Consider the following 12,997-nt stretch of genomic DNA (forward strand, 5'->3'; position numbering starts at 1 on the left):
AAGTGAGCCGGGGCCCGCCCCGAAGGGGGCTCGTCAGATTCCCCGGCCGCGCCGCGGACACGAACCGGAAAACTGCTCTAACAACCGCCGTCGGCCTCGCGCCAGCGGCGGTTGTTTGCGTTTGGGGCCCGGGCCGTGCCCAAGCCGCCGCCCGGGCCCTCCCCAATAAACAGCCCCGGCGCGCTTCTGAACTACAAATCCGAAGCCATCTGTCCGGCGCGCGGCCATTTCTGAACCACAAATCCGAAGCCACCTGTCCGGTGCGCGGCCATTACGATATCATTAAATCGCGGCCGCCCGGCCACAGACCTTGGTGGGGCTTGCTAACCCCAACGGTAGCGCCTGGCCCGACCGGGCGCAAAGGCGTTAGAGCGGTTTCGGGGTTGGGGTACCGGTCGTCTGGCTCCCCTCTCCGCGGGAGTGGGGTCGGGGGTGAGGTGAGCCCGGCCGGAGCAGGTACCCCAATTCCGAGGCCACTCTGGGGCTCCACAACTGCGGAAGGCAATTTGCCCGGGCACCGGGTAACCCCATGCCGAAATCGTAACGTTTGGTTTACAGCCGGATGGCCGCCGAAAGGTCTTCTTGGGCAGCTGCCTCGATTGGTAAAAAGTGCGGCAGCCGCGGCCGATACGGCGCCGCCGCGCCGCGCCGTTGTTTTTCCCGAAAGCCCTTGGCTGCTGAAGCCATTCGCGTGCGCCTGCCCAGGTTAAATGCTCCCTTTATGCGGCTGATTTAAGCGGCCCAACCACCCAAGAGCACCAGCTTATAAAAAAACCGCGTAACTTCGTTTGAGGTAGAAGTCCAAAGCGAAGACCCTTTTTTCTGCTTAAAGGATGTTCTATATTAGAAAAACAACAAAATTTTCCATTCTTGTTTGAGCCGCTTTCGGCCGACTGGCAGGGGGCGGCCGGGGCATTCGCGCGGACGCGCGGCCTCGTGAGCCGCCGGTCCTGACCTGAAGCCCGATGGTCCGACGAGTTGCCCCCGGGGGCATCCTGATGGCCCGCGTTTGTTCTAACCCATCTCTGCGAAAACTGCATCATATGATGTTTAAACCGTTACTCTGGCTGGTCCTGTTTTTTTCGCTCATCGGAAAGTGCTTCGGGCAGTGCACGTTTTCTCCTAACCAGGCCAACAACTGGTACTTCGGCGACCGTGCGGGCACTTCGTTTGCCAGCGGCAGCCCGGTGGCGGTGACCAACGGCGTACTCAACACCACCGAAGGCTCGTCCGCCATCTCGGACGCCAGCGGGGGGCTGCTCTGCTACACCAACAGCGTGACGGTGTGGAACCGCAACCACGCCGTGATGGCCAACGGCGCGGGCCTGCTGGGCAACATCTCCACCACCCAGACCATTATCGTGCCCGGCCCGGGCTCGAGCACCCTGTTATACATTTTCACGATGGCCGCGCAGGGTGGGGCCGACGGGCTGCGCTACTCGGTGGTGGATATGACCCTGGACGGGGGGCTGGGTGCGGTGACGGTCAAGAACGTGCCGCTGTTCGGGCCCGTGACGGAGAAGATAACGGCCGTGCTGGCCAGCGACGGCTGCGACATCTGGGTGGTGGCCCACGGCTACGGCCCGGCCAGCGGCGGCTCGTTTCTGGCCTACCGCGTCAGCAGCAGCGGGGTGAACCCGGTGCCCGTGGTGTCAACCGTGGGTTCCGTCCACCAAAGCAACGGCAACGACCTGAATTTCGTCAATAAAAGCACCCAGGGGCAGATGAAGATTTCGCCCGACGGGCGGCGGCTGGCCCTGGCGCAAACGCTGGACGGGGGAGTTGAACTGTTCGATTTCAACGACGCCACCGGCGTGGTTAGTAACGGGCAGGTCCTGCTGACCCGGGAGGAACAGTACGGCATCGAGTTCTCCCCTAATGGCACCCGGCTCTACACGTCGAATTGGAGCAATGCGCCCGTTGTTGAGCAATTCGACTTGCTGGCCGGCAACATCCCGGCATCCCGTACCGTGGTGTTTACTCCCACCACCCACGTGGTGGCTCCCATGCAGCTCGGGCCCGACGGCAAGATTTACACGTGTCAGGGGGTGCTCCTTGCGGCCAGTACTTTTCAGGGCGTCATCAACAACCCCAACGCGTTGGGCACGGCCTGCGGCTACGTCCAAAGCGCCGTTCCGCTGGCGGGCCGCAGCAACCTGGGGGGCATCTCCAACTTCGTCGCGAGTGCGTTCGTGCCGGCCAGCTTCGCGACCGCCGCCACGACCAACTGCCTGACTGCCAGCTTCACGGCATCCACCTCCCTGACGTCCGCGACCTACGCCTGGAACTTCGGCGAGCCCGCCTCGGGGGCGGCCAACACGTCGACGGTGGCCAACCCGACCCACGACTACGCGGCTGCCGGCACCTATACTGTGACGCTGACCATCACGAAGGGCTGTTTTTGCAAAACCGTGACCCAGACCGTTACCGTCACGGGCGCGGCGGCCACCGGCGGCGGCAGCATCGGGGCCAGTCAGAACTTGTGCGCGGGCAGCCCGGCCCCGACCGCGGCCCCGCTCACGAGCGGGAGCGGGGCGAGTGGGGGCAACGGGCCGGGCAGCTATAGCTACCAGTGGGAGTCCTCACCCGACAACACAAACTGGACGCCCATTGCCGGGGCCACCGCCCTGGACTACGCCCCGGGGGCAGTGGCGGCCACGACCTACTACCGCCGGCAGGTGACATCCGGCACGGGCCCGTGCGCGCAGGCCAGCTCGAACGTGGTTGTGGTAACGGTGGCCCCGCCCACTGCGCCGGGCAGCATCGGGGCCGACCAGACCGTGTGCCCCGCTGTTGCGCCCGCTCCGCTTACGAGCGGGAGCGGAGCGGGCGGGGGCACGGGCAGCTACGCTTACCAGTGGGAGTCCTCGCCCGACAACACCAACTGGACGTCCATCGCCGGAGCTACCGGAACCAGCTACGCGCCGGGGGCGGTGGCCGCCACGACCTATTACCGGCGGCAGGTGACGTCGGGTACGGGCCCATGCGCCACGGCGGCGACGAACGTGGTCACCATTACCGTGACCCCCGGTACCACGCCCGGCAGCATCGGGGCCAGCCAGGGCCTGTGCGCGGGCAGCCCAGCCCCAACTGCGGCTCCGCTTACGAGCGTGAGCGGGGCGGGCGGGGGCACGGGCAGCTACGCTTACCAGTGGGAGTCTTCGCCCGACGGCAACACCTGGACATCCATCGCCGGGGCTACCAGCCCCGGCTACGCCCCGGGGGTGGTGGCCGCCACGACCTATTACCGCCGGCAGGTCAGCTCGGGCTTGGGCTCGTGCGCGCAAGCCACCTCGAATGTGGTTGTGGTAACGGTGGCCCCATCCACCACGCCGGGCAGCGTCGGGGCCGACCAGACCGTGTGCCCCTACGCAACGCCGGCTCCGCTTACGAGCGTGAGCGGGGCGGGCGGAGGCACGGGCAGCTACGCCTACCAGTGGGAATCCTCGCCCGACAACGTGAGCTGGACGCCCATCGCCGGGGCCACCAGCCCCGACTACGCCCCGAGCGGGGGAGCAGGGCTCATTTACTACCGGCGGTGGGTCAGCTCGGGCACGAGCAGTTGCGCCGTGGCTTATTCCAACACCGTAACCATTACCCCGGCCGTGCCCACCACGCCGGGTAGCATCGGGTCCAACCAAATAAACGTGTGCGGGGGCACGGTGCCCGCCCCGCTCACGAGCGTGAGTGGGGCGGGTGGGGGCACGGGCAGCTACGCTTACCAGTGGGAATCCTCGCCCGACAATACCAACTGGACACCCATCGCCGGAGCTACCGGAACCAGTTACGCGCCGGTGCTGCTGACGGCCCCGTCAACCTACTACCGGCGGCGGGTTAGCTCGGGGACGGGCGCGTGCGCCGTGTCGTATTCTAACTTCGTACTTATCAGCGTAACGACCGTTACGCCGGGCAGCGTTGGAGCGGACCAAACCCTGTGCGCCGCCAGCACGGCGCCGGCTGCGCTCACGAGCGTGAGCGCGGCCGGCGGGGGCAACGGGGTATTTTATGCGTACCAATGGCAATCCTCCCCGGACGGGGTGAGCTGGACGGATATTGCCGGGGCCACGGCCACGGGCTACGCGCCGGGGGTGCTGGCGGCCACGACCTACTACCGCCGGCAGGTGATTTCGAACAATTGCCCGGCGTACTCGAACGTGGTGACCATCACGGTGGGGCCGGGCGCGGCGCCGGGCAGCATCGGGGCCGACCAGAGCCTGTGCGTGGGCGCGACGCCGGCCCCGCTCGCGGGCGCGGGCGGGGCCGGCCCCTACCAGTGGCAGGTTTCGCCCGACGGCAGCACCTGGGCGGCCATCGCGGGCGCGACCAGCGCCGACTACGCGCCGGGGGCGCTGACGGCCACGACCTACTACCGGCGCCAGGCCGCGGCGGGGGCCTGCGGCGGGGCGGCGGCCTATTCTAACGTGGTGACGATTACCGTGGCGCCGGCCCCCGCGCCGGGTACTATTGCCGCCGACCAGACGCTGTGCGTGGGCACGACGCCTGCCCCGCTCACGGGCGCGGGCGCGGCGGGCATCAGCTACGCGTGGGAGTCCTCGCCCGACGGCACGAGTTGGACGCCCATCGCCGGGGCCACCGGGGCTGACTACGCGCCCGGCCCGCTCACGGCCACCACCTCCTACCGGCGAAAGGCTACGGCCGGCACCTGCGCGGCTGCCTACTCAAACGAGGTGACGGTAACGGTGACGTCCGCCGTCGCTGGGGGCAGCATCGCGGGCCCGCCGCCGGTGTGCGCCGGCACGCCCCCGGGCACCCTCACGAGCACGAGCGGAACCGGCCCCTACCAGTGGGAGACCTCGCCCGATAACCTCGTCTGGACGGCTGTTCCGGGCGCTACCAGCGCCACGTACACGCCCGGCCCACTCACGGCCATCACCTACTACCGGCGCCTGACCACCGCGGGCGCGGGCAACTGCGCGGCGGCGTATTCCAACGTGGTAACCATTACGGTGACGCCGGGCACCGCGCCGGGCAGCATCGCGGGCGACCAGCCAATATGCGCCGGCACGGTACCGGCCCCGCTCACGGGCACCGGTGGGACGGCGCCCTACCAGTGGGAGCTCTCGCCCGACGGCAACACCTGGGCAGTTATCCCAGGCGCTACGGCGGCCGACTACGCGCCCGGCCCGCTCACGGCCACGACGTATTACCGCCGGCAGGTGAACTCGGGCACGGGTCCGTGCGCGGCGGCCTACTCGAACGTGGTGACCATTACCGTGACGCCGGCCCCCGTGGCGGGCAGTATCGCGGGCGACCAGTCGGTGTGCGCCGGCACGGCCCCGGCCCCGCTCACGAGCGTGAGCGGAGCCGGCCCGTACCAGTGGGAGTCCTCGCCCGACGGCAGCAGCAGCACCTGGGCGCCCATTGCCGGGGCCACGGCGGCCGGTTACGCGCCCGGGCCGCTCACGGCCACTACTCATTTCCGGCGCCAGACCACGGCCGGCGCGGGCGGCTGCGCAGTGGCCTATTCCAACCCCGTCGTAGTTACGGTGGGCGCTGCGCCCGCGCCCGTCATTCGGGTGACGGGGCCGGTGCCGTTCTGCGCGGGGGGGCAGGTGAAGCTCGGCGCGGGCGGCCCGCCCGGCGCCCTGTTCACCTGGCTCAGCGGCGGCACCGTGCTCAACGGGGCCGGGGCGGTGCTGAACGACAGCGTGTACTACGCCACGGCGGCCGGCAGCTACTCGGTGCGCGTGGAGCTGGCCGGGTGCACCGCCACGTCCGCGCCGGTGGCCATCACGACTACGCCAGTCATCATTGGAGGTACCATTCGCGCCGACACCACGGTGTGCGCTGGCACGGCCCCGAACCGGCTCACGAGCGTAAGCGCCCCGGGCAGTTATAGTTATCAGTGGGAGTCCTCGCTCGACGGCAGTGCCTGGGCGCCCATCGCCGGGGCCACCGGGGCTGACTACGCGCCCGGCCCACTCACGGCCACCACCTACTACCGGCGCCAGGCCACGTCTGGCACCAGTACCTGCGCGGCCTATTCCAACCCCATCACGATTACCGTGACGCCGGCCCTCACCCCGGGCAGCATCGCGGGGCCTCCGACGGTGTGCCCCGGCTCGGTGCCGGACGAGCTGACGAGCGTGAGCGGGCCCGGCGGCGGCACGGGCAGCTACGATTACCAGTGGGAATCCTCGCCCGACGGCAGTGCCTGGGCGCTCATTGCCGGGGCCACGAGCGCCACCTACGTGCCCGGTCCGCTCACGGCCACCACCTACTACCGGCGCCGGGCCACCCCGAGAACGGGCGGCTGCGCGGCGGTGTACTCCAACGTCGTCGTGATTAGGGTCGCGGCGCCGTCCGTGCCCATCATCCGGGTCGCGGGACCGGTGGCCTTCTGCGTGGGCGAGCGGGTCAAGCTCAGCGCGGGCGCGTACCCGGGGTATTTGTTCACTTGGTCGAGCGGCGGCACCGTGGTCAATGGCACGGGAGCGGTGCTGAACGACAGCGTGTACTACGCCACGGCGGCCGGCAGCTACACGGTCCAGATTCAACTTGGCCAGTGCGCATCGTCTTCCCCGCCCGTGGCCCTGACGGTGGTGGCCGGCACCGTTGCGGGCACCATTGGCGCGGCCCAGACGGTGTGCGCCGGGGCTCCGGTCGCCCCGCTCACGAGCGCAATCAGCCCCAGCGGCGGCACGGGCAGCTACCTGTACCAGTGGGAGTCCTCGTCTGATGACCGCGCCTGGGCACTCGTCACCGGAGCTACGCTTAATACTTACACGCCCGGTCCGCTTACGGCCACCACCTACTACCGCCTGCGCGTCACATCCGGCACCGGCAGCTGCGCGGTGGCCACCACCGGGAGCGTGGCCGTGACGGTGACCGCGCCGCTCGTGGCGGGCGTGAGCCTGGCCGCGCCGCCCCCGGCCTGCGCGGGCACCCCGCTCACGTTCACGCCCGTGCCGACGAACGGCGGGGCCGCCCCCACTTACCAGTGGTCCGTCAACGGGGCGCCGGTGGCCGGGGGCTCAACCTACAGCAGCGCCGCCCTGGCCAACGGCGACCGGGTGCAGGTGCGGCTGACTCCGTCGGCCGATGCCTGCGTGACCGGCACGCCGACGGCCACCGTGGTGGTGCAGCTCTCCCCGGCTGAGACGCCGGCCGTCACTATTCAGGCCCAGGCGGCCGGCCCGTCGTGCGCGGGCCGCCCGGTGGCTTTTGCCGTGGCCACGGCCACCGGCACGGGTCCGGCCCCGCAGTACCAGTGGCAGCTGAACGGGGCGGACGTGCCGGGCGCCACGGCCGCCACGCTCTCGCTGCCGACGGCCCGCAGCGGCGACCGGGTGCGGGTGCGGCTCACGTCGAGCCTGGCCTGCGCCACGGCCGCTTCGGTGCTCTCGAACGAGCTGACTGTTGACCTGCGGCCCGACCCGGCCCCGGCCGTGGTCGTGGCCCCCCCGGCGCCGGCCTGCCAGGGCGACGCCGTGCGCCTACGCCGGCAGTCCCAGGCCAACGCGGGCGCCAACCCGACCTATCAGTGGCTGGTGAACGGCACGGCCCTGGCCGGCGCCGTCGATTCGGTCCTGACCCTGACCGCGCCCCAGGACGGGCAGCTGGTGACGCTGGAGCTGCGCACCACCACAGCCTGCGGCCAGGCGGTGACGGTGCGCTCCGCCGCCGTGCGCGTGAGCGTGGTGGCCCGGGTGGACGTGGATGCGGGCCCGAACAAGGAAATCGTGGCCGGCGAGTCGGTGCGGCTGGACGGCCGCGCCAACGGCCCCTACGCCGTGACCTGGACGCCGGCCGCGGGCCTCGACTTCAGCGGCGGCAACCCCTTGCAGCCCCGGGTTTCGCCCACGCAAACCACCACCTACACGCTGCGGGGGCAGGTGTCGGCGGGCTGCTCGGACGAAAGCCAGGTGACCGTGGTGGTGCGCCCCGCCCTGCGCATTCCCAACGCCATCAGCCCGAACGGCGACGGCCGCAACGACACCTGGGAAATCGACGGCATCGGGGAATACCCCGGCAACACGGTCACCGTGTTCAACCGCTGGGGCGGGCAGGTCTTCCGGGCCACCGGCTACAACCGCGGCAAGGAGTGGAACGGGAAAGTCAGCGGGCAGGACGCCGGCGTGGGCACCTACTACTACGTCATCACGCTGGGCAACGGCAAGTCCTACTCGGGCCCGCTCACGGTGGTGTACTAACTCAGAATCATTGCTTCATTCCGCTTCGCCATGTCGTTGTTTCGCTCTTTCTTTCCGGCCGCCGCCCTGCTGTTCCTGCTGGGGCGCGCCGCGCCGCTGGCCGCCCAGCAGCAGGCCCAGTACAGCCAGTACATGAACAACAATTACATCCTCAACCCCGGGGTGGCGGGCACCGAGGACTACATCGACCTCAAGTTCAGCCACCGCCGCCAGTGGGTGGGGCTGGAGGGCGCCCCCCAGACGTATTACGTCAGCGCGCATTCGACCGTGGGCAAGGTGATGAGCCAAAAGGCCAAAACCCTGCGCGACCGCCACCGGAGCTTTCACGCGGTGGGCGGCCTGGTGTACCGGGACGTGACCGGCCCCACCAGCCGCACCGGGGTCTACGGCTCGTACGCGTACAACATGGCCTTCACGCCCAAGCTGCGGGGGGCGCTGGGGGTGTCGCTCGGGGGCCAGCAGTTTGCCGTCGACGGCGCCCAGCTCCGCTTCCGCGACCCCGGCGAGCCGCTCGGCTCGGTGAGCGTGTGGGTGCCCGACGCCATGCTGGGCGCGTGGGTCTACAGTTCGACGTTCTACGCCGGGCTGTCGGCCGGGCAGCTGTTCGGTAATTTGCTCGACTTCAACTACTCGCGCCTCGGCCCCGCCTCGGCCAACAACCGGCTGCTGCGGCACTACTTCTTCACGGCCGGCGTGCGCCTGCCGCTGACCCCGGACTGGGCCCTGGTGCCCTCAGTGCTGATTAAGTCAGTGCGGCCCGCCCCGCTCTCGGCGGATTTCAATGCCAAGCTCAAGTACCAGGAATTATTCTGGGTAGGAGCTTCCTACCGCTCGTTCGACTCGTTTGCCGGCCTGGTAGGCGTGGCGGTGAACGACCTGGTCACCATCGGGTACTCCTACGATTCGGGGGTTTCGGCGCTGCGCGACTACAACGTGGGCAGCCACGAGGTGCTGGTGGGCCTGCGGGTGCCCAAAAAGAAGAAAGTGGTGTGCGTGAGCCGGTTCTGGTAACCTGGGGTAGCTCACTACCGGCCCGCACTTGGCTTGCTGCGGTGCGCCAGCTACAGCGGTGTTTAAATCCTCAGAAGGTCTGGGAAATTGCCCTAAGAACCTGTTCGCGTTAATTTTTAGAAGCTGTTCATCGTTAGCTCTCAGCCGCTGGAACGGGGGTAGAGAAGCAACATTTTGCGTCTCGTCGTTGCCCGATAACAGACGAATGCAAGCGGCTGGTGCGGACGACGAGACGCAAAATGGTGCGTCTCTACCAGGCAGCTTCCCAAGGTCCTGAAACGCCGCAGAGATGCGTACTCGCGTCTGGCCGTTGAACGAAAACCCGGGCTCCGGCTTCAACGACGAGACGCGAGTACGCGTCTCTACGGGGCGCTGACCGATTCGAGAACCAACGCGGCCCGCCGCCGGGTCCTCATCTGCACGCTGCGGTGCGCGCGTACTCGTAGCCCAGGCCCAGTGCGCGCCGGTAGAACTCGCAGGCTGAAGTGGAATCGCCGGTGCGCGCCGCCAGCTTGCCGAGCAGAAAATGGGTGCGGCCGTCGCGCGGGCGGGCCCGCAGCACCTGGAAGTAGTCGGCGCGGGCGTCGTCGTAGCGGCCCAGGGCGGTGAGGGCCAGGCCGCGCACCTGCACGTAGTGCCAGGGCACGGCCGCGGCGGCGCGCCGCCGCTGGCCCAGGCCGACGCTGAGGTCGGCCAGCGCCGGGGCGGGCTGGTGCAGGTCGAGCAGGCGGGCTTGGCCCCGCGCGAGGTAGGCGGCGCTGAGGGTGCTGTCGAGGGCCAGCGCGCGGGAGTAGCTGAGCTCCGCCGCGGCTGGGTTGCCCAGGTCCGTTTCGCAGCGGCCGAGCCTGCCGAGTATGTCGGCGGCGGCGCGGCGGGGCTGGGGCTGGAGCAGGGCCGCCTGAAAATCGGCGCGCGCGGCCCGGGGGTCGTGGTTGAGCAGCAGCTCCAGCTCGCCGTGCCGACGCAGGGCCGGCGCGTAGTCGGGCCGGAAGTGCAGGGCTTCGTCCAGGAAGCTGTAGGCGGCCGTGAGCTGTCCGCGGGCGTAGGCCCGCAGGCCGTCCTCGTAGTTACTGGTGGCCGTGACGCGGTCCATGGTCGCCTTCACGGCCATCGTGAACAGCAGAATGCCCGCGAGCAGCAGCAGCGTCAGCGTCCAGTCGCGCCGGGTGAAGCGGGCGGGCCGGCGCGGAATGCGCTGGTAGTGGCGCTCGCGGCTGCCGGCGGGCGGGCGGGTGCGCAGGGGCGCGGGCGGCGGCATGGGCACCCCGTACACGTGCTGGGTGGCCGGGCGGTGCTGCGGCGGGCGGGCGGCTTCGGCGGCCCGGCGGGCGGCCTGGGCCAGGTGGAAGTCGTAGGTGGCGCGGCGGCCGGGGTCGCCGAGGACGCGGTAGGCCAGGGCCACGGCTTTGAACTGCTCTTCGTAGCGCACGTCGCCGCCGTGCTTGTCGGGGTGGTAGCGCACTACCAGCTGCCGATAGGCGCGCTTGATGTCGGCGGCCAGGGCGGTGGGGGCGATACCCAGGATTTGGTAATGATTCGGACTCACGCTGGCAGCAAACACGAAGGAGAGCACAAAAGTCAGCCGCGCGCCGGAATTTTCCGTAGAAACGGCGCGGTCTGCTGCTTTCCCGGCGAAAGGAACGGCCCCGCCCCGCTTTCTTTTTTCCCCGCCACTTCTTTCTTGCGCCGTATGGTCATCGACGACGACACCTCCAAATCCCCTCGCAACGACAGCCTGATTGGCAACCTGACCGGCTACCTCGACACCCGCATCGACCTCGTGCGGCTGGAGATTCAGCAGAAAGTGTCCGCGATTCTGGTCGGCACCATCCACGGCGCTACCCTGGCCCTGCTGGGGCTGCTGTTTGTCATCTTCATCAGTATTTTCGCCGGCCTGGCCCTCAACTCGGCTCTGGACAGCACGTTTTGGGGCTTCGGCATCGTGGCCGGCTTCTATCTGCTGCTGCTGGTGCTGGTGCTGGTGGGCGTCGATAAATCCGCCTTTCAGGGCCTCGCCAACAAGCTGCTCAAGGACACCATTTATAAATCCGATAAACGCCAAGCCTAGCCTGCCATGAGTGAGTTGCACAACCCCTTGTTCGACGAAGAAAGAGAGTTTCTCGAACGTAAAAAGCTGGAGTACGAGCGGGCCCTGCGCGGCGACGTGGACCACATCAAGGACCAGTCGGTGATGGTGGGCAAGGTGGCCCTGGTGAGCGCGGGCCTGGCGGGCGGCATCTGGCTCATCACCAAGGCCTTCACCAGCAAAAAGCGTCCGCGCCACCCGGGCCGCAAAACCAAAGCTCCTGATACCGATTACGAAACCGACCACGCTGCCGCCGACCACGACGACGAGTTCGGGGCCACTTATTTCACGGCGGGCAACGGCAAGCGCTACAAAAGCACCGGCACGTACAAGTCGGCCGCTGACTCGGCCAGCGTGTTTGCCGAGCAGCACGAGCTGAGCCACGAAGCCGACGACCTTGGTTTCGGAGCCACCGCGGCCCCCGCGCCGGCCCCGAAACCAAACCCCAACGCCGCGCCCGAAGCCTCCCCCCGGGAGCCTTTGCCCTTCGACACGGAGGACTTCGAGGACGACCCGTTCCGGGACATGCCTTACGACGACAGCCGGCGCTTGTCCGCTTCGCACGCTTTTGACGACGACAACGCGCGAGTGACCAGTGCCGCGGCCACGCGCTCGCGTATGCTCGGGTCGGTGTTGCAGGCCTTTTTGCAGTCGGACACGGGCAAGGTGCTGGTGGCCCAGGTGGCCGCCGTGGCGCTGGCCATGGTGACAAAAAAAATAAGTGAGTTTTTCCCGGCCGCCAAAAATTCCGACCTTGCGACCTCCCCCGGCTACGCGCCCGCCGAAACCGGGTTTTCTCCCGTTGCTTCGTCTGCTTCTCCCGATTTTTTGGATGCGTCAACCCACCCCCACTCTAACGCTATATGACGCGTTGCGCATTCGCCGGCAGCGCGGCCGTAAGGCGCTGGCCGTCCTGCTCGACCCCGATAACCTGAACGAAACCAGCCTGCTGCACCTGCTCCGGTTGAGCGCGGTGCATCCGGTCGACTACTTTTTCGTGGGGGGCAGCTTGGTGCTGAGTTCGCACCAGGCTGCCCTCATTGCGTTGATAAAAGCGCACTCCCGCGTGCCGGTGCTGCTCTTTCCCAGCCACAGCCTGCACCTCGACGGCCCCGCCGACGGGGTGCTGCTGCTCGCGCTCATTTCCGGCCGCAACCCCGACTTTCTCATTGGCCAGCACGTGGTGGCGGCCCCGCGGCTGCGCGCCAGCGGCCTGGAGCTGCTGTCCACCGGCTACATGCTCGTTGATTCGGGCCGGCCCACCACCGCTTCTTACATGAGCGGCACGCCACCGCTGCCGCACAACAAGCCCAGCATTGCCGCCTGCACGGCCCTGGCCGGCGAGCAGCTGGGCCTCAAGCTCATGTACCTCGACGGCGGCAGCGGGGCCGAAAACCCCGTTTCCAGCGCCATGATTGCCGCCGTGCGCGCGGCCGTGGTCGCCCCCCTCATTGTGGGCGGCGGGCTGAACACCGGCGAAAAAGTCTACGCCGCGCTGGCCGCCGGCGCCGACGTGGTGGTGGTGGGCAACCACATCGAAGCCGAGCCCGAGTTTTTGGGCGAGGCGGCGGGCGTCGTAGCGTCCTTCAACCACGCCGCCGTGTCTCAGCCCAGCCTGCGCTAGCCACTAACTGCCCGGTATAGAATTAAGGGACAGGCCCAGTTAGCCGGAATTCGCCCCCGCAGGCTTCCACTGACTGACTGCGTAACATCGGTTATTAACTCC

At 68.5% G+C, this 12,997-nt stretch carries 6 protein-coding genes; 5 read left to right on the forward strand and 1 reads right to left on the reverse strand.

Annotation, left to right across the window (positions count from 1 at the left end):
• Positions 1-1,046: 1,046 nt before the first annotated feature.
• A complete protein-coding gene (locus RMO51_RS17395; protein ID WP_310396754.1) occupies positions 1,047-8,174 on the forward strand; it encodes a gliding motility-associated C-terminal domain-containing protein in 7,128 nt (2,375 codons plus the stop codon).
• 30 nt (positions 8,175-8,204) lie between these two features.
• Positions 8,205-9,185 (forward strand): type IX secretion system membrane protein PorP/SprF, encoded by a 981-nt coding sequence (locus tag RMO51_RS17400; RefSeq protein WP_310396755.1) that lies wholly within the window; start codon positions 8,205-8,207, stop codon positions 9,183-9,185.
• Between the two features lie 412 nt (positions 9,186-9,597).
• Here the strand turns inward: RMO51_RS17400 and RMO51_RS17405 are convergent, their stop codons facing one another.
• The gene (locus RMO51_RS17405) at positions 9,598-10,731 is read right to left on the reverse strand and encodes a DnaJ domain-containing protein (RefSeq protein WP_310396757.1); all 1,134 of its coding nucleotides are present in this window, start codon (positions 10,729-10,731) and stop codon (positions 9,598-9,600) included.
• A gap of 144 nt (positions 10,732-10,875) precedes the next feature.
• Here RMO51_RS17405 and RMO51_RS17410 point away from each other — a divergent pair, with 144 nt between their 5' ends.
• Genes RMO51_RS17410 through RMO51_RS17420 form a run of 3 tightly spaced genes read left to right on the forward strand, consistent with a single transcriptional unit; the run spans position 10,876 to position 12,895 of the window.
• A complete protein-coding gene (locus RMO51_RS17410; RefSeq protein WP_310396758.1) occupies positions 10,876-11,253 on the forward strand; it encodes a phage holin family protein in 378 nt (125 codons plus the stop codon).
• A gap of 6 nt (positions 11,254-11,259) precedes the next feature.
• Positions 11,260-12,138, forward strand: coding sequence for a hypothetical protein (locus tag RMO51_RS17415; protein ID WP_310396759.1), 879 nt, complete (start codon positions 11,260-11,262; stop codon positions 12,136-12,138).
• Positions 12,104-12,895, forward strand: coding sequence for a geranylgeranylglyceryl/heptaprenylglyceryl phosphate synthase (locus RMO51_RS17420; protein ID WP_310396761.1), 792 nt, complete (start codon positions 12,104-12,106; stop codon positions 12,893-12,895). The genes RMO51_RS17415 and RMO51_RS17420 overlap by 35 nt, the downstream gene beginning before the upstream one ends.
• The last annotated feature ends 102 nt before the right edge of the window (positions 12,896-12,997 follow it).

The organism is Hymenobacter sp., from assembly GCF_031398885.1.
In the GTDB taxonomy this organism is placed as follows: Bacteria; Bacteroidota; Bacteroidia; order Cytophagales; family Hymenobacteraceae; genus Hymenobacter.